The 17,688-nt window shown below is 55.5% G+C and carries 15 protein-coding genes; 2 read left to right on the top strand and 13 right to left on the bottom strand.

The window, feature by feature from the left end; all coding sequences use genetic code 11:
* Positions 1-6: 6 nt before the first annotated feature.
* The 7 genes from HX792_RS21540 to argH form a co-directional block, all read right to left on the bottom strand.
* Entirely contained in the window at positions 7-384 is a 378-nt protein-coding gene (locus tag HX792_RS21540) for a helix-turn-helix transcriptional regulator (RefSeq protein ID WP_176997976.1), read from the bottom strand.
* 93 nt (positions 385-477) lie between these two features.
* Entirely contained in the window at positions 478-1,425 is a 948-nt protein-coding gene (locus HX792_RS21535; protein ID WP_176997975.1) for a hypothetical protein, read from the bottom strand.
* A 153-nt stretch (positions 1,426-1,578) separates the two neighbouring features.
* Complete coding sequence (locus tag HX792_RS21530; protein ID WP_176997974.1) at positions 1,579-2,751, bottom strand: MFS transporter; 1,173 nt, start codon at positions 2,749-2,751, stop codon at positions 1,579-1,581.
* 136 nt (positions 2,752-2,887) lie between these two features.
* Positions 2,888-3,709 carry an ABC transporter substrate-binding protein gene (locus tag HX792_RS21525; protein ID WP_176997973.1) on the bottom strand — a complete coding sequence of 274 codons (822 nt, stop codon included), beginning with the start codon at positions 3,707-3,709 and terminating at the stop codon, positions 2,888-2,890.
* Between the two features lie 25 nt (positions 3,710-3,734).
* Positions 3,735-4,499: an amino acid ABC transporter ATP-binding protein gene (locus HX792_RS21520; protein ID WP_016974699.1), complete on the bottom strand. Its 765-nt coding sequence runs from the start codon at positions 4,497-4,499 to the stop codon at positions 3,735-3,737.
* Positions 4,500-4,523: 24 nt separating this feature from the next.
* Entirely contained in the window at positions 4,524-5,402 is an 879-nt protein-coding gene (locus HX792_RS21515; protein ID WP_016974698.1) for an amino acid ABC transporter permease, read from the bottom strand.
* Positions 5,403-5,612: 210 nt separating this feature from the next.
* On the bottom strand, positions 5,613-7,040 hold the full coding sequence (gene argH / locus HX792_RS21510) for an argininosuccinate lyase (protein ID WP_176997972.1): 1,428 nt from the start codon (positions 7,038-7,040) through the stop codon (positions 5,613-5,615).
* 228 nt (positions 7,041-7,268) lie between these two features.
* Between argH and HX792_RS21505 the strand changes: the two genes are divergently transcribed.
* Entirely contained in the window at positions 7,269-8,228 is a 960-nt protein-coding gene (locus HX792_RS21505) for a LysR family transcriptional regulator (protein ID WP_176997971.1), read from the top strand.
* A 210-nt stretch (positions 8,229-8,438) separates the two neighbouring features.
* On the opposite strand, the gene HX792_RS21500 is transcribed toward HX792_RS21505, so the two are convergent.
* The 6 genes from HX792_RS21500 to HX792_RS21475 form a co-directional block, all read right to left on the bottom strand.
* A complete protein-coding gene (locus HX792_RS21500) occupies positions 8,439-9,083 on the bottom strand; it encodes an HAD-IB family hydrolase (protein WP_176997970.1) in 645 nt (214 codons plus the stop codon).
* A 70-nt stretch (positions 9,084-9,153) separates the two neighbouring features.
* Complete coding sequence (locus HX792_RS21495; protein ID WP_371319377.1) at positions 9,154-9,687, bottom strand: HNH endonuclease; 534 nt, start codon at positions 9,685-9,687, stop codon at positions 9,154-9,156.
* Positions 9,688-10,417: 730 nt separating this feature from the next.
* Positions 10,418-11,443 carry a DUF262 domain-containing protein gene (locus HX792_RS21490; RefSeq protein WP_176997969.1) on the bottom strand — a complete coding sequence of 342 codons (1,026 nt, stop codon included), beginning with the start codon at positions 11,441-11,443 and terminating at the stop codon, positions 10,418-10,420.
* Positions 11,440-12,459, bottom strand: coding sequence for an SIR2 family protein (locus HX792_RS21485; protein ID WP_176997968.1), 1,020 nt, complete (start codon positions 12,457-12,459; stop codon positions 11,440-11,442). The genes HX792_RS21490 and HX792_RS21485 overlap by 4 nt, the downstream gene beginning before the upstream one ends.
* Positions 12,460-12,574: 115 nt before the next feature.
* Positions 12,575-13,825: a ribonucleotide-diphosphate reductase subunit beta gene (locus HX792_RS21480; RefSeq protein ID WP_176997967.1), complete on the bottom strand. Its 1,251-nt coding sequence runs from the start codon at positions 13,823-13,825 to the stop codon at positions 12,575-12,577.
* A 557-nt stretch (positions 13,826-14,382) separates the two neighbouring features.
* Positions 14,383-14,652, bottom strand: a complete 270-nt coding sequence (locus tag HX792_RS21475; protein ID WP_176998020.1) for a DUF2790 domain-containing protein — start codon at positions 14,650-14,652, stop codon at positions 14,383-14,385.
* Between the two features lie 396 nt (positions 14,653-15,048).
* On the opposite strand from HX792_RS21475, the gene acs reads away from it, so the two are divergent.
* Positions 15,049-17,004 carry an acetate--CoA ligase gene (gene acs / locus HX792_RS21470; RefSeq protein ID WP_176997966.1) on the top strand — a complete coding sequence of 652 codons (1,956 nt, stop codon included), beginning with the start codon at positions 15,049-15,051 and terminating at the stop codon, positions 17,002-17,004.
* Positions 17,005-17,688 lie beyond the last annotated feature (684 nt).

Here is a 17,688-nt window from a genome sequence, read left to right as displayed (position 1 = left end):
GCCCGGCTATGCACCATTCGGTTGAGGGTTTTGGGGATCAAAGGACGCTGTTGAGCCCATCAGGCGCGAAATGATGCCCATGGCAGCAGGCTCGGTTGGCGTGCTGTCGAACCGGCGCACGCTCATTCCCCACCCCGGCGCAAACCCGGGAAAGAACACCAACCCTTCAGCCTCCAGTCGAAACGCCAGGGCCAGGCGGGCGTCATCGTCCACATCGCCCTGGCTTTCAAACTGTTGAACGGCACTCACCGGCACGTCGGCCTGGCGGGCCAGGTCTTCACGGCTCCAACCCAGCATCGCGCGGGCCTGCACACTGTGCTTGGCGGTGAATTGGTGCAGGACAATTTGTTGTTCTACAAAAGAGCTCATTGCCAGAGAGGACATGGGGGTTCTCCAGAAGTGGACGGGGAGGACAAACTATACTGTGTTTTTGTACAGTTGTTTTGACCGCTCATCAACTGGATTCTTAAAACCCCACTATTCCAGCCCTGGCGCTTCCCGGATGATCAGGTGATCCAGGTTCTCGATATTGGCGCTGAACACACCAAACGTCTGCTCGGGGTTTTTCTTGCTGGGCACTTGCTTGAGCTCAGGCGTCACGCCGTAGAAAAAGCAGTAGAGCGCCCGTTCGCTGTCCACTGCCGCCTTGATCTGCTCCAGGAAAGCCGTGCGCTTGCGGTAGTTCTCGATGAGTTTTTTGCTCAGGTAGACATTCACCGAATAAGGCTTTTTGTCGAGCCACACCTTTTTTTCGAAGTCGATGCGAAAGCTGCTGGTGTAGTCCTTGATCGCCTTGATCTTGCCCCAGTAGATCAGCCCTTTGTTGTCCTGCAGGTATTCGATCTTCTTGAAAAACGTCCAGTAGGTGGCGGTGTGGTCGCCGATCTTCAACGGCATGGACTTGAGCTTGTCCTTGTCGTCGATATTCGACACGTAGCATTCCACCGGGTGGGCGAACACGCTGGTCTTGTCTGGCGTGGTGTCGCTTGCGCTGTAAGAGGTGGCGACGCGGTTCGAAGGTGCTTTCGCCGGCTCCTGTGGGGCGCCGCTTGCGGTGCCGGTCAGTGGTGCCTTGCGCTCGTACTGACGCCGGGTGAGTACAAATTCCGACGGGAAATTGTCCTCGCGTTCATCATCCTCTTCACCCGTCGCCGTCTTGTAGCTGCTGGCGTAGCGGCAGCCGTCGATATGCCGGGTGCTGGTCTTGTTCTTGAAGTGGGGTGTGCGCTGGTAATTGACGTTCTTGGCGTTGAACGTGCTTAGCGCATTGTCGGTGTCGAACGCCGCGCGGCATTCGTCGTTGGGGCACAGGAAGCGGTCCTTGTCGGAATCGAAAGCGGCGGTTTCGTCGAAATTCAGGTCTCGTACGTCGTAGATCGACAGCTTGTCGTCGAGAGTCAGGCTGTAGGCCGTGTCGAATTTCATGGGGCTCGGGTCCGTGAGATGAATAGCCGGATACTACGCACATATCAGCCATTTCGGAGATCAAATTGTAGGAGCTGGCTTGCCGGCGATGCAGGCAACTCGGTCTTTCAGGCGCACCGCGGCGATGCTATCGCCGGTAAGCCAGCTCCTACATTAGATGTGGTTCGCAGCTACCCGCCGCCCGGCCAGAAAGCACAATGTCCCACCCACTGCTGTGAGCCCGCCCAGCGCATAGAACATCGCCGTCGGCGCCGCATGGATCAACAGGTACCCGCAAATCACCGGGCTCAACGCCCCGCCAAACGCGGCCAGGTTTTGCGCACCGTAATAACTGCCGCGCAGCGACTCGGGGGCGAGGGTGTCGATGAACAGGAATTCTGAAGGGAAGATGATCATCTCGCCCAAGGTGAACACGAACATCGCCAAACACCACGACAGCAAGCTGTCGGCCTGGCTGAAGCCGATCAGCCCAGCGATGAACAGCGCCGTGCCCAGCAGGATCCAGTAGCGCAACTGCTCACGCTTGAGAAAGCGGCCGATCTGGTATTGCAGCAGCATCACCGTGATGGCGTTGCAGGCGAGGATGGCGGACAGGATTCTCAGCGCATCGTCCGGGTTGTGAATCACCAGCAGGAACTGCGACAGGTACAGGGTGTAGCGGCCGTACACGATGGTGCTCAACAGGCTGCCACTGGTGAACAGGACCAGGCTGCGGTCGTTGCGCAGGGTTCTGAGGGTGGTGAGAAAGCTCAACGGTTTGGTGCTTTCATCACGTTGGGTCGGCGGAATGCCGATCATCAGGAACACGCTGACAAACGCGATGGCGCTGGACAGCATGAACGGCAGCAGTGGCATTTGCCCGGCAATCACCACGCCCACCATGGGGCCGGTGGCGTAACCGATATTGGTGAGGGTGTAGCGTAGGGAAAACACCTTGGCGCGTTGGTCGACCGGCAGGTTCTCGCTGATGATCGCCTTGGAGCCGATCAGGAACAGGGCAGACGCCGACTCGGTGATCACGAGCGTCAAGGTGGTGAGGTAGAGGTTGGTGGCAAAGGTCAGTAACAGAAAACCGATGGAGCTGGAGAGCATTGCCAGGATCAGCAGCTTGCGCTTTTCCATGCGATCGATGACGTAGCCGCCATACAGGCCCATCAAGGTAGCGGTGAACACCGCGATGCCCATCAGCAAACCGATGTCTTGCTGGTTGAGGCCCAGGCGGTTGCTCAGCAGCAGGGTCATCAGCGGGCTGGTCATGGCCCGGCTGATCACGATGGTCAGCGAGCAGATCATCAGGCGGCGAATTACCAGGGAGTAGGTGGCCACGGTGGGGGCGAGCGTCCTTATTCAAGCAATTGCACAATTCCCCTGTAGGAGCCGGCTTGCCGGCGATGGCGCCATCTGAATCGATGCGGGTCTCAGGGGCTTCATCGCCAGCAAGCCGGCTCCTACAGGGTTTGGGTTATTGGCCGGAGTTGATGGTGATTTTTTCTACCGCACCTTGCTCCAGGTCCCACTTCTTCAGGATCTTGCCGTAGGTGCCATCATCGATCATGCCCTGCAACGCCTCGCTGATCGCCGTGACCAATTCAGTGTTGCTCTTCTCGATCCCAAGCCCAGTGAACTGCTTGGAAAGCGCCAGGCCCACCGGCTTGTATTTACCCTTGTCCAACGACATCAGGTACGGAATGGTTTCGCTGCCCTGCATCGCCGCATCCAGGCGGTTCTGCTGCAACTGTGCCCGCGCGTCCGCCGAGCCTTCGGTGCCGATCACCACGATCGCTGGCTTACCGGCGGCTTCGCAGTTTTCCTTGCTCCATGCGGCAATTTCCGACGGCCAGGTGGTGCGACGGCTGGTGCCGACTTTTTTACCGCACAGGTCAGTCAATTCCTTGAGGTCTTCACGCTTGGCCAGGGTGTAGAGCTGCGGGCCGCTGGTGAAGTAGTCAATGAAGGTCACCGCCTTTTGGCGCTCGGCGGTGTCGCTCATGCCCGACAACACGATGTCCACGCGCTTGGTGGTCAGGCCGCTGAGCATCTGCTCGAAGCCGGTTTCCTGCCACTTGATCTTCACACCCAGGCGCTCGGCCAGGGCGTTGCCCAGGTCGAAGTCCAGGCCGGTGAGTTGGTTGGTCGCGGTGTCCTTGAAATCCATCGGCGGGTAGTTCGGCACGATGGCCGCGCTGATCTCACCCTTGTCCTTGATTGCCGCCGGCAATGCCGCGAAAACAGCGGAGGAGGCCATCAGGCCTGCGAGCAACGTTGGGATAAACAATTTTTTCATGGGGGCGTTCTCGTTTGTTTTTTAGTTAAGTGCGAACGGCAGAAATAAAGCTTTGGGTACGCGGGTTTTGTGGGCTTATTAGAATTTCTTCGGGGCTGCCGGCTTCCACAATCTGGCCGGCATCCATGAACACCATGCGGTTGGACACTTCGCGGGCAAAGCCCAACTCATGGGTGACCACGATCATGGTCATGCCCGTGGTAGCCAAATCACGCATCACCGACAGCACTTCGCCTACCAGCTCCGGGTCGAGGGCTGACGTGGGTTCGTCAAACAGCATCAACTTGGGGCGCATCGCCAATGCACGGGCAATCGCTACACGTTGTTGCTGGCCGCCCGACAGCTCGACCGGGTAGGCATTGCGCTTGTCCGCCAGACCGACGCGGGCCAGCAATTCCAGCGCATCTTCAGTGGCTTCCTTGGGCGAGCGCTTGAGCACCTGGCACGGGCCTTCGATGATGTTCTGCAACACGGTCATGTGCGGGAACAAATTGAAACGCTGGAACACCATGCCGGTGGCCAGGCGCTGACGGGCGATCTGCGATTCGTTCATCTCGTGCAGCTTGTTGCCGACGACGCGGTAACCCACCAGTTCGCCGTCGACCCACAGGCCGCCCTTGTCGATCTTTTCCAACTGGTTGACGCAGCGCAGCAGGGTGCTTTTACCGGAACCCGACGGGCCGATGATGCACATCACTTCGCCTTGCTCGACCTCGATATTGATGTCGCGCAGCGCGTGATACTGGTCGTAATACTTGTTCAGGTTGACGGCCTTGACGATGCTTCTCATGGGGCAAATCTCCTCAACCCAGGCTTACGAACGCTTGCCGGCGCCGCGGGCAAAACGACGCTCGAGGCGGCTTTGACCAAATGAAAGAACAGTCACCACCGCCAGGTACCAGATGCCGGCCACGATCAGCAGCTCCATGACCCGTGCGTTGGCGTAGTAGATGTTTTGTGCGTTGTGCAGCAGCTCCGAGTACTGGATCACGCTGGCCAGGCTGGTCATTTTCACCATGCTGATGAACTCGTTGCCTACAGGCGGAATGATCACGCGCATCGCCTGGGGCAGAATCACCCTACGCAGCGCTTGCAGGCTCGGCATGCCGATGGACTTGGCGGCTTCGTACTGGCCGGTGTCTACGGAGAGCAGGCCGGCGCGCACCACCTCGGCGGTGTACGCGCCCTGGTTGATACTCAGGCCGAGCAGGGCGGCCACGAACGGCGTCATCAGGTCGACGGTGTCGATGCTGAACAGGCCGGGAATCGCGATCACCGGGAAGATCAACGCCAGGTTGAACCACAGCAGCAATTGCAGGATCAGCGGCGTGCCGCGAAACAGCCAGGTGTAGGTGATAGCCACGTAGCGCAGGATCGGGTTGGCCGACATGCGCATGATCGCCGTGATCACGCCGATCACCACGCCCAGCGCCATGGCCAGGATCGACATGACGATGGTGTTCACCAGGCCCCAGAGGATGGCCTCGGACGTGAGGAACTGCCCGATGTAGGACCATTCGATCTGGCCGTTGGCGAATGCCCGCAACAGTGCGGCCAATACGATCACGATCAACGTGGCGAAAAACATCCGCCCGTAATAGCGACGCGGCACGTGTTCGTACTGCGTGATATCGAACTGGTTCTCGGACAACTTGCGCTCGGCTTCCAAGCGCTCTGCCGGGGTTTGGTTCATGGTGATTCTCCGAAACAACGATCAATCTAAAGACATGCGCCCCTCTGTAGGCGCCCGGCTTGCCGGCGATGGTGACCTAAAGGACGCCATCGCCGGCAAGCCGGGCTCCTACAAGTACGGGTTAAATCTCAACCTGTGGGAGCTGGCTTGCCTGCGATGGCGATTTTGTGGACGCTATCGCTGGCAAGCCGGGCTTCTACAGGGGGTGGGTCAAATTCGGAAGCCTGTGTAGCTGTCAGCCCATTGCTGCTGAGCCGCCAGCGCCGTTTTCAACCGATCAATCTGCTCTTTGACCCGTTCCGGCGCCGTCCCACCCCAGCCACTGCGCGCTGCAATCGCCGCTTCCAGGGTCAAGCAGTCACGCACCTCGGGCGTCAGCCGCGCATCCACCTCCGCCAACATCGCCGGCGAGGCTTCCCACAACTCGATCTCATGCTTCTCACAGGCCTGTACCAAGGCGCCGGTAATCTCATGCGCCTCTTTAAATGGCACACCTCTTGTGGCCAACCAGTCCGCCACCTCGGTCGCCAAGGTAAAGCCCATCGGCGCCTGGCGCCGCAGCTCTTCCACCTGCACCTTCATGGTCGCCACCATCCCGGCCATCGCCGGCAGTACCAGCAACAGGGTGTCCACACTGTCGAGCACGCTGTGCTTGTCTTCACTCAAATCGCGGTTGTAGGAGAGTGGCAACGACTTGAGCGTCGACATCAACCCGGTCAGGTTGCCAATCAACCGCCCAGCCTTGCCTCGCGCCAGTTCGGCAATGTCCGGGTTCTTCTTCTGCGGCATGATCGAGCTACCGGTCGCGTAGGCATCGTCCAGCACCACCCAACGAAACTGGCGCGACGACCACAGGCAAAACTCTTCGGACAGGCGTGAAATATTCACCCCGAGCATTCCCGCCACAAACAGGAACTCCGCCACATGGTCACGGCTGGCGACGGCATCGATGGAGTTTTCGCACGGCCCGGTGTAACCCATTTCCTTGGCCGAATGCTCAGGCATACGCGCAATCGCGGAACCGGCCATGGCCGCTGCACCCAACGGCGACAGCGCCGTGCGCGCATCCCAATCCACCAGGCGCTGCACATCGCGCAACATCGACTGGGCATGGGCGAGCAAGTGGTGGGCAAACACAATCGGCTGCGCCTGCTGCAAGTGCGTGAAGCCCGGGCAGATGCTCTGCACATGTTGCTCGGCTTGCGCCACCAACGCCTGCTGCAACCCCAACACCTCGGTGGTGATGGTGCGCGCATGGTCACGCAGGAAAAGGCGCAGATCATTGGCGGTCTGGTCGTTGCGCGAACGCCCGGCACGCAGCTTGCCGCCCAGGGCGCCGAGGCGCTCGGTCAATACGCGTTCGATGAAGGTGTGCACGTCCTCGTCATCCAGCGTCGGATGCAGGTGGCCGGCGGCGAAGTCCGCACCGATACCGTCCAAGGCCTCCAGTGTGCGCAGGGTTTCCGACTCATCCAGCAAACCGGCGCGCTGCAGCTCACGGGCATGGGCGCGGGAGCCGGCCAGGTCGTAGGGCGTCAGGCGGAAATAGCGCTCAGGGCAACGCGACAACGCGGCCAGTGCAGCAGACGGGCCGGTCTTGAAACGAGCGCCCCAAAGGCGGTCGGTGGGCTGGGACATGGGTGTTCCTCACGCTTGTTTTTAGAAGAGTCGGAGGCAGTCAAAACGTAAAAAGTCCTGATCGTAGTGTCAGGTTTTGCCGGGCGTTAAATCAGCCTCTGTGTGCTGTTCAACCCGCTATATTCAAGGTTGCCAAGGGCCGATGTTTACGGCCATTATCGCCGCCTGGCTATGTTCAAGGATTGGGTTAAAGCCTGTTGAATATGGCACTTGAGGTCAACGCGTATTATGGAAACCCCACTTTCCACTTCTGGAAACATACCGCCCAAACCCGGCACACGACCGCCCCTGCAACTGAGCGGGCTGGACTTCAAATTGCTCCGCGTGTTCATGGCCGTGGTCGAAGCCGGCGGCTTCAGCGCCGCGCAGAACGAGCTGAACGTAGGCCTGGCGGCCATCAGCAAACAGATCTCCGACCTGGAAATCCGCATCGGCATGCGCCTGTGTACACGGGGGCGGGAAGGTTTTGGGCTGACCGAAGAAGGCAAGCTGGTGTATCAGGCGTCCATCGAGTTATTCACCTCGGTAGACAGTTTTCGCGACAAGCTTAGTTCGGCGCAAAACGAGCTTATTGGCGACCTTAGTGTGGGCGTTATTGATAACACTGTGTCCGACATTAACTCCCCGCTCATTGCAGCACTGGGGAAATTACATAGCGAATCGCCGAAAATTAGATTGCGCTTACATGCCTCGCAACTGGACGAAGTTGAGCGCGGTGTAGTGGAAGGTCGCTTGATCGTTGGTATCGTGCCCGTGTACCAGCGCCGTGAAGAATTCGACTATTTCCCGCTGTACGAGGAAAAAGCCCACGCCTACTGCGCCGTAGGCCATCCGCTGTTCAATGCGAGTGAAATCACACCGGACGTGCTGCGCCACTACGAAGTGGTCAACCACCGCTATGCGATCCACCGCGACAAGGCCAACTTTGTCACCTACGACAGCCAGTCCGCCTCGGCCTCACAAGTGGAAGCCGTCGCCATTCTGGTCCTCACCGGCCGCTTCGTCGGTTTCCTTCCCGAACACTACGCAACCCCGTTGGTCAGGGAAGGGCGCCTACGCGCACTGTGCCCGGAGCAAGTCCACCTGAGCACAGTCTTCAACCTGATCCTGCGTCACAACGCCCCGCGCAGCCCGATGGTAAAAGCCTTCGCCACCGCCTTGGGCGTAGACCTCAAGGCCGCCACATAAACACCGCCGAACACAGATCAACAGGCTGACAAAGCTCAAATGTGGGAGTTGTCGAGCCCAAGCGAGGCTACGAAGGGATCGACACGGTCCACCTGCTAAAACCATGCCTCTGCATCAACCCCGACACCGCTCAAAAGGTGGGAGCTCTCGAGCCCCAGCGAGGCAGCGATGGGATCGCCTCGGTCCACTTGGCAACCCCACCCACTCGCATCACCCCTGCAACCGAGCCCGCTTCTTCTTCGAATGAAAATGCCGAAAATGCGCATCCTGCGCCGCTGCCAACAACTCCCGATCCCCACGCGTATCGCCCCAGGCCCTGAGCCGATACTCGCCCAAATCCCCATACACCGCCTCAAGCCGCAGCACCTTGTTCTCACACCGGCAATTATTCCCGGTGAGCTTGCCGGTCAACACCCCGTCGACCACCTCAAGCTCAGTGCCAATCAACTTGATCCCCAGCCGATCCGCAAACGGCTGCAACACCAACGCCGGCGACGCCGAACACAGCGTCACCACCGCGCCGGACTTCACCTCATCCGCCACCGACTGCAAGCCCGTCGGCCGCATCAACCGTGGCCACGTCTTCTGGCAATACGCCTGCGCCTTTTGCTGAACCCACGCCTTCTCCACCCCCGTCATAAAAGTGCGGATCAACTGCGCCTTCAACTCATCCCGGCTGATCTGCCGCACCAAAAAACGCAACCCCGGCACTGCCAGCTTGAGCATCCGGCCGTAAAACTCCCCAGGGCCGAAGGCGAACTTGAGGAAGGGCACAAAACTGTCGTGGTGGGTCAGGGTGCCGTCGAAGTCAAAGACGGAGAGTACTTTGGCGTCAGCGGGGCCGGCTTCGAGCATGTCTGGGTTCACGGGGGGCCTCGGTCCTATCTAATCAATGGGGTGATGCATCAGCTGTGACAGCAGGCGTTTACTCGCGTATCAATCTTTCGATTTTAGAGTAAAGCGCGGCGGTGAAAGCCTCCCGATCGCTCGACCGGTGACAACGCTGATGGCAATTGGGGCACAAGGCTACAGCATTGGTGATGCGATCCGAACCCTTCTGGGCGAGGTGCTTGACGTGATGTACTTCAAGAAATGGCTGGCCATCGACCTCAAACGGCGCGTTGGTGTTGCAGCCTTCGCAAATGCCCTTGGCTTCTTTTAGCACCCAGGCGCGCACCTTCGGGTCGCGAACGAAGGAGGTGCTCACGGTGGCGACCTTCTGCGGCTGCACGATGCCGTCAGGTACTTTATGGAAGGTTTGCTTCTGTAGCTTGGACGCGCGGCGGATGAGCGTTTGCTCATCGGCGGTTTGGGCGGTGTCATCCGATTCAAAAACACCCTGGGCATTGAGCACCTGTCGGATGCGCAGCTCAACGCCTGTGCCCACGTTCTTCGCAGGCTTGTAGCCTACGATGCGCTCCAACCCCATCCGGTCGAGCACGGTGGAGATATTTTGCATGCGAAACTCAATAGTACCCTTCACACCGCTTGCCATCGGGTCTTCAAGCAAAAAATGGTTATCAAGTGCTTTGTTGAAAGTCTGGCCACTCTTTCACCTAGTCAGCGTCTTCAAATACACCTCTACCGCAACTGCCAGTTTGGCGTAATTTCGACCCGTTTTGCTTTTAATAGTGTCCATTTAATCGCTGAGCGTAAAGACTCTGAACAATTGGCCGCTATGGAGTCTACGAAATTTCTTGCTTGCAGGTCGGACTCAGTTATCGTGAAAGCCTAGAAAGTGGAGTTGTTTTTGAATAAGGCTAAATATGCTGTCTCCTAAATATTTTCATTGAGTGTCTTCGAGAGGTCAGATGTTAACGATAGGTACGCCTTGCTCCAATGTCTGCCGTCGACTTTGTTTTTAGTAAATAAGATTTAATGGGGTGTATTGGCTAAGTGTTGGGTGTATTTTTATAAGGATTTGGTTTGTAATATTAGAATGGGGTTGTGCGTAAATTTGGTGTTGTTTAATGAGCTTTTCTAAGTTTGGCAATAGGCGGTAAGGTATGTGTCTTGTATTTTTTGGAAGTTTGCTGCTCTAGCTTGAAATGTAGAGGTGTATTATTATGAGGGTATGAACGTTAAGGTTGGTGAGAGCCGTGTTTTATAAGTAAGCCCTGTTGGATTTAGGGCTTACTTTTCTAGGTTTTAGGTGTTTGCCAAAAAGGTGCTAAATAAATTTTGTGCTTTTAGTTTTCTACATAGTCAATCAGGGCTTGTCTTCTTCTATTGCGTTGAGTTACTTCTTTAGTTCCAGAGCTCATGCTCTTTTTATACTCTAGAACGTACTGGTTACTTGTAGGATCGCTGCGTAATATTTTATAGAAATTATTGATTTTTCGTTTTGGTAGAGCTCTGTTGTTTTTCCCCATTTGGTCAACAACAAATGACCAAAGTCCGAATAAGTGACTTACGCCTGTAATACGGAGATCTTCATATTTTAAGTTTAGTCTCTCGAGAGCAGCAGTCGCCTTGTTAAACTGAGGTTCTATTCTGTCAACCCATTCTGAAGTTTTGACCGAATAGGTTTCATATTTCTGATCAATCGTCTCTTGATTTGAGCCGAATAGCTTGTCCTCGGCGATAACAAAAATTAATTCTGATATGAATTCATGATCTTCCATTCTGTTTCGGTCTGTAGCCGTTTCGAGGCGTTTAATCCAAAATGGGTTAGTGTTTGCAATTTTTTCTACGAGCTTAAGTAATGGAGTGTTGTAATACTTTGCTTTTCTGAGTTCTTGCCCATTTAGTTTTTCACCGTTTCGATTCAGTCGGTCGAAAATCTCATCGATGAGTGATGAATCGTCCGAGTCGATTAGCTCTATTGGAATTCTATAGCGCCAGAAAGCTTTTTTGTATTCGGAAAGGTTTCCTTCAATTTCGCTGAATAGTAAACCTGAAATTTCATCGTTTTGATCTAGCTCGCTACTTACAGCAAGCTCATTTCTTATGAACATTGTAAGGGCGGTAAGTCTCTGTTTCCCATCGACAATGTCAAAGCTTGTTTTTCCTGTGTCTTCATCAATTTTTTGGTGTAGAAAAATTGGTGGAATTGGGAAGTTTTTCAGTATGCTATCTATTAGGAATGCACGTTTTTCATCCGTCCAAACACTTTTTCTCTGGTAGACAGGATCGTAGTTATATTTATTAAGTAAATGGTTTTCATAAAATTCTGAAATGCTAATGGACGCGCTTTCTCGTTTTAATCGACTCATTTTATCAATTCCTGAAGAATGGAGCTGCTGCGATATTGTTGGTATCTTGAAAATCTACTTTGTAATACTGCGTCAAAAATCGGGTTGGAGGATGGGTTTATTTTTGTGATATTGCAATCCTCTTCCGCCGAAAGCAGTATTTTATCAACTTCAAGGCGATCAACGTGCCAATAAGAAATCCCAGATATTATTATGGTTTCCGAGTTCTTTGCGCTGGCAATTGCTTTTTCTAATATGAGTCTGGACCAGCTTTGCTGGTATCTAGTCGAATCTCCATAAGGAGGTATAATGGTATTTATGAGTCTTTTTTGTTCTAGATCTTCATATGATGTTTTTATGTCGGATGGAGTGAGGGGGTCTTTGAATTTGTAGGAAATAAAATAATCAGGCATTGTTTCGGTTTGTGTTGGCTCTACCGAGGATACAAAGCTAATTGAACCGTGCGGCTTGAATATGGTTATTTTTTTTCCCTGCTCTTTATCTATTTGACTCGTTTGAAATTCAATTCCCTCATTTTTTAGTATGCGTTCGAGGTAAATGTCGTAGTTTAGAGTGATTATGTTTATTTTTTCATATTTTTTTTGAGCTGATTTTAGGAAGTTAAGCCAGTTCCACGTACTTATATTTTTTTTCCAGTCGCTTTCAACGAAAATTTTATCATACCAAATGAAAAGGCTTCTTAAGTACTCTACCAGCTCTAGATATGCTCTTATGTAAATGTTTTTCTCTTCGTCGCTCTGGTTCTTTGAACGATAAGAGTAAAAGTTTGCGCAAGTTATGATTTTTTCGAAAATAATTGCTGCGGTTTCTGGTGGGGTGTTTGGTGTGATCCCTAAGCTGACCAAGTTTGGGCAGTTTTTATAGGTTAGAAAACCTGAAAAGCCATTATGGCTCGGCCACTCAATTTCATCGCCTCGTGCGAATAAATTTCTTACGTTTATTTGCTCAGCTAGTTTAAGGTGGCTCATTAGGTCAATTGTGACGCCGTTACCTAATATTAAAGTGAGAGTTTTCATCGCGTCCCTGAAAAAAAATCACATGTAAAAAGAAGCCCCGCATATGCGAGGCTTCTATAATTAGCTTCCCAACAGCCATATAGGCGGCTCTTTATATCATGGCATTATGATATCATCAATCCCAGCTCAACGCCCCACCCGTCTGATACTCAATCACCCGAGTCTCAAAGAAATTCTTCTCTTTCTTCAAGTCCATGATCTCGCTCATCCACGGGAACGGGTTGGTCGTGCCTGGGTACTCTTCCTTCAAGCCAATCTGCGACAAACGACGGTTAGCGATGAACTTCAGATAGTCTTCCATCATCGCCGCATTCATCCCCAGCACCCCACGCGGCATGGTATCGCGGGCATATTCAATCTCCAGCTGAGTCCCTTGCAGGATCATCTGGGTCGCTTCTTCCTTCATCTCGGCATCCCACAGGTGTGGGTTTTCGATTTTGATCTGGTTGATCACGTCGATACCGAAGTTCAGGTGCATCGATTCGTCGCGCAGGATGTACTGGAACTGCTCGGCCACGCCGGTCATTTTGTTGCGACGGCCCATGGAGAGGATCTGGGTGAAGCCGCAGTAGAAGAAGATGCCTTCCAAAACGCAGTAGTAGGCGACCAGGTTGCGCAGCAGTTCTTTGTCGGTGTCGACGGTACCGGTTTCGAACTTCGGATCGGAGATCGAACGGGTGTACTTCAGGCCCCAGGCCGCTTTCTTAGCGACGGATGGGATCTCGTGGTACATGTTGAAGATCTCGCCTTCATCCATGGCCAGCGATTCGATGCAGTACTGGTAGGCGTGGGTGTGGATCGCTTCTTCGAAGGCCTGGCGCAGGATGTACTGGCGGCACTCTGGGTTGGTGATCAGGCGGTACACGGCCAGCACCAGGTTGTTGGCAACCAGGGAGTCGGCGGTGGAGAAGAAGCCGAGGTTGCGCATGACGATGCGACGTTCGTCGTCGGTCAGGCCTTCGGGGTTTTTCCACAGGGCGATGTCGGCGGTCATGTTGACCTCTTGCGGCATCCAGTGGTTGGCGCAGCCGTCGAGGTACTTTTGCCAGGCCCAGTCGTACTTGAACGGCACAAGTTGGTTGAGGTCGGCGCGGCAGTTGATCATGCGCTTTTCGTCAACGGCGACGCGGGCGGAGGCGCCTTCGAGTTCGGCGAGGCCTTCGGCGACGTCGAGGCTGTCAAGGGCGGCCTTGGCGCGCACGATGGCGGCGGAGTCACTGGCGGTGACGGCGCGGGCTTCGATGGCGGCAGCGGCGCCGGCACCGTCGAGGCGGTCCATGTTGGCTTCGGTGGCGTGGCCGGCGTTGGCGCCTTTGGTGGCTACTTCGCCTTCTTCTTCTTTGTCGAATTCGTCCCAGCTCAGCATGACGTGTCGTCTCCTGCGTGAGGGCTCAAAGGTGCCCGTGTGAAACCGGATGGTTGGGTGTTCACACGGCCCTGAGGCCGCGGTGGATCTTAAGGAATCGTTTGTTGCAGCTAGCGCACGCATTAAACGTAATTGGGTTACGGGTGCTCTGCTTGAGGCTTGAGGTGCGCAGCGGTCGGTGCAAGCTTGCGCGGAGGCCTCAGGTCTGGCTCTTCATCCCGGTGTAAAGGGATATTGCAGGCCCGATTTACCCGCGCATTGTAGGGGAAAAAAACGCGCTTGTGTTGGGGCGGATGGTTACGGATCACAGACAAAAAGCCTGCTATCTGAGCCAGAGTGAGGGTTTGCAGGGGTTTGGCGGGGTGACGGGCGGTGGAGGTATTTTGTTGGGGCTGGAGGAGGGGTTGTAGCTGATTGCAAAGGTGTGGCGGCTACCGCCATCGCAGGCAAGCCAGCTCCCACATTGGGATAGGGGTATTTCAGGGGAAGGTTCTTGGCCGCAAGAACGATTTCTTGCGGCGGCCAAGATCCGGGTTTAGAGCAAACTTGAGAAGTTATTAGCCGTTAGAGCAACCATTGCCCATGACTTGGTAGTTAAGAATGTGGCGTTGGCCTTGCGAATCTTCATATTCCATTTGTACCGGTACAACTTGGCAAACTTCCGGGATGGTACTCATGGACAATACTTTGGCGACGTCCAAGTGGGTGCTGTAAGTGTAGTCTTCAACGATCGGGGTATTGCGGCCAGCTACGTCAGTCGCGGCCTCGTCGGCCAGGGCGGCGGTGGCGCACAAGCTGCTGAGGGCCATAACTACTAAAGCTTTCATTTCTCTATTTACCTTATTGAGGTCGAAGTGGGTCACGGGGCCCTTGTGAGGCCACGTGTGTAACTTGGGATTGGAAAGTTCGGATTAACGTTGCCTTCGTGGGGGCTGTTGCGTTGTTAATCACAGTGTCGCGTTGACGGAATGAATTTTAGGCGTGTGGGTTATATTCATATACCCGTGCTTTTGATAAACACTATTGGCGGTTTTTGTAACAATCCCGTGGTAAAGCTTTTTTCATCAAGGCGCAAAGCGCCACGGGCTGCGGGCCAGAGCCGCAAACGCACATAGCAGGGCAAAATGTAGGGGCTTGTTACTACCATCGTCGAATGGTTCTATGGGGCAGCCCCGGCTACAACAGGGCATACAAAAACAACTATTGTCACCGAGGTAAGAAAGATGAGTGCGGCTTCCCTGTACCCCGTTCGCCCCGAAGTAGCAGCCAACACGCTGACCGACGAGGCGACCTACAAGGCCATGTACCAGCAGTCGGTGGTCAACCCCGACGGTTTCTGGCGCGAGCAAGCCAAGCGCCTTGACTGGGTCAAGCCTTTCACCGCGGTGAAGCAGACCTCTTTCGACGATCACCATGTCGACATCAAATGGTTTGCCGATGGCACCCTGAACGTTTCCTACAACTGCCTGGACCGTCACCTCGCCGAGCGTGGCGATCAGGCAGCCATCATCTGGGAGGGCGACGACCCTTCCGAAAGCCGCACCATCACCTACCGCGAGCTGCATGAAGAAGTCTGCAAGTTCGCCAACGCCCTGCGCGGCCAGGATGTGCACCGCGGCGACGTGGTGACTATCTATATGCCGATGATCCCCGAAGCCGTGGTCGCCATGCTGGCGTGTACCCGCATCGGTGCGATCCATTCCGTGGTGTTTGGTGGCTTTTCGCCGGAAGCCTTGGCCGGTCGCATCATCGACTGTCGGTCGAAGGTGGTGATCACGGCTGACGAAGGCATCCGCGCCGGTAAGAAGATTCCGCTCAAGGCCAACGTCGACGATGCCCTGACCAACCCGGAAACCAACAGCATCCAGAAAGTCATCGTGTGCAAGCGCACCAATGGCAACATCAAGTGGAACCAGCATCGCGACATCTGGTACGAAGACCTGATGAAAGTGGCGGGCACCGTGTGCGCGCCCAAAGAGATGGGCGCCGAAGAAGCGTTGTTCATCCTGTACACCTCCGGTTCCACCGGCAAGCCCAAGGGCGTGCAGCACACCACCGGCGGCTACCTGCTCTACGCAGCCCTGACCCACGAGCGCGTGTTCGACTACCGCCCGGGCGAAATCTACTGGTGCACCGCCGACGTCGGCTGGGTCACCGGCCACACCTATATCGTCTACGGCCCGCTGGCCAACGGCGCGACCACCTTGCTGTTCGAAGGTGTGCCGAACTACCCGGACATCACCCGGGTGGCGAAGATCGTCGACAAGCACAAGGTCAACATCCTCTACACCGCGCCGACCGCCATCCGCGCGATGATGGCTTCCGGCACCGCTGCCGTGGAAGGCGCCGATGGCAGCAGCCTGCGCCTGCTGGGGTCGGTGGGTGAGCCGATCAACCCGGAAGCCTGGGACTGGTACTACAAGAATGTCGGCCAATCCCGTTGCCCGATTGTCGATACCTGGTGGCAGACCGAAACCGGCGGCAACATGATGAGCCCGCTGCCGGGTGCCCATGCGCTCAAGCCGGGGTCGGCGGCACGGCCGTTCTTCGGCGTGGTGCCGGCGCTGGTGGATAACCTGGGCAACCTGATCGAAGGGGCGGCCGAGGGTAACCTGGTGATCCTCGATTCGTGGCCTGGCCAGGCGCGTACGCTGTACGGCGACCATGACCGCTTTGTCGACACCTACTTCAAGACCTTCCGTGGCATGTACTTCACCGGTGACGGTGCGCGCCGTGACGAGGACGGTTACTACTGGATCACCGGGCGTGTGGACGACGTGCTGAACGTGTCCGGCCACCGCATGGGCACCGCCGAGATTGAAAGCGCCATGGTCGCCCACCCGAAAGTCGCCGAGGCGGCGGTGGTCGGCGTGCCCCATGACATCAAGGGGCAGGGCATCTATGTGTATGTCACCCTCAAGAACGGTGAGGAACCGAACGAAGCGCTGCGCCTGGAGCTGAAGAACTGGGTGCGCAAGGAGATCGGGCCGATTGCCTCGCCGGATGTAATCCAGTGGGCGCCGGGCTTGCCGAAGACGCGTTCGGGGAAAATCATGCGGCGTATCTTGCGCAAGATCGCCACGGCGGAATATGACGGGTTGGGCGATATTTCCACGCTGGCCGATCCGGGCGTGGTGGCGCATTTGATTGAAACGCACAAGACCATGAACGTCGCGTAAAGCGAGACTGGTCTGATAAAGCCCCATTCGGTGTAAGCCGGGTGGGGCTTTTTTGTGAGGCGCAGTTCACTACCACTGAAGAAACCGGTTCACTGTGGGAGCTGGCTTGCCTGCGATGGCAATCTGTCAGTTAGCCCACCTATGTCTGATACACCCTCATCGCAGGCAAGCCAGCTCCCACAGTTGGCGTGCATTTCAAATCAAGGTCGGTGAGCTGTCTGACGGCCTTACTCAACGCAGAGGCCAATAAATATCGGTTTCCCTTGTGGGAAGTTTCCGAATGTTACCGCCGGCCCTGAATGTGTAACCCCACGCCCAATCATGAGGCAATGTGCTACGCCTTTGCCCCGAAAAACCCCATTCCAGACACTCCCAGAAATAAGATTAAACGCCAGACTTGCCGTGCTAGAAGGGTTTGCGAATAATAGGCCCGCAATTTGCAGCATCAACAGGTTTAATATCTTTTGTCTCTGCATAAAATTCAGGGACTGTCAATGTGCTGGAACCGCTTTCTCAGTGCTTCTGTAAATTGTTGTCGCATTGAGGAAATATCGGCTTCCGGCCTGTCGTTAGAATGCCGATCACTCGCTCGTCGTCGCAGGTGTATAGCCCGCGTAGGACGCAGCACCGCTATTCGGTTTCACTTAAGTCGCATCGTGGGCCCCGGCTCATACTGCTTTTTGC

It is taken from the genome of Pseudomonas sp. B6002 (assembly GCF_013385985.1).
Taxonomy (GTDB): Bacteria; Pseudomonadota; Gammaproteobacteria; order Pseudomonadales; family Pseudomonadaceae; genus Aquipseudomonas.
This window is presented reverse-complemented; position numbering and strand designations above follow the sequence as displayed.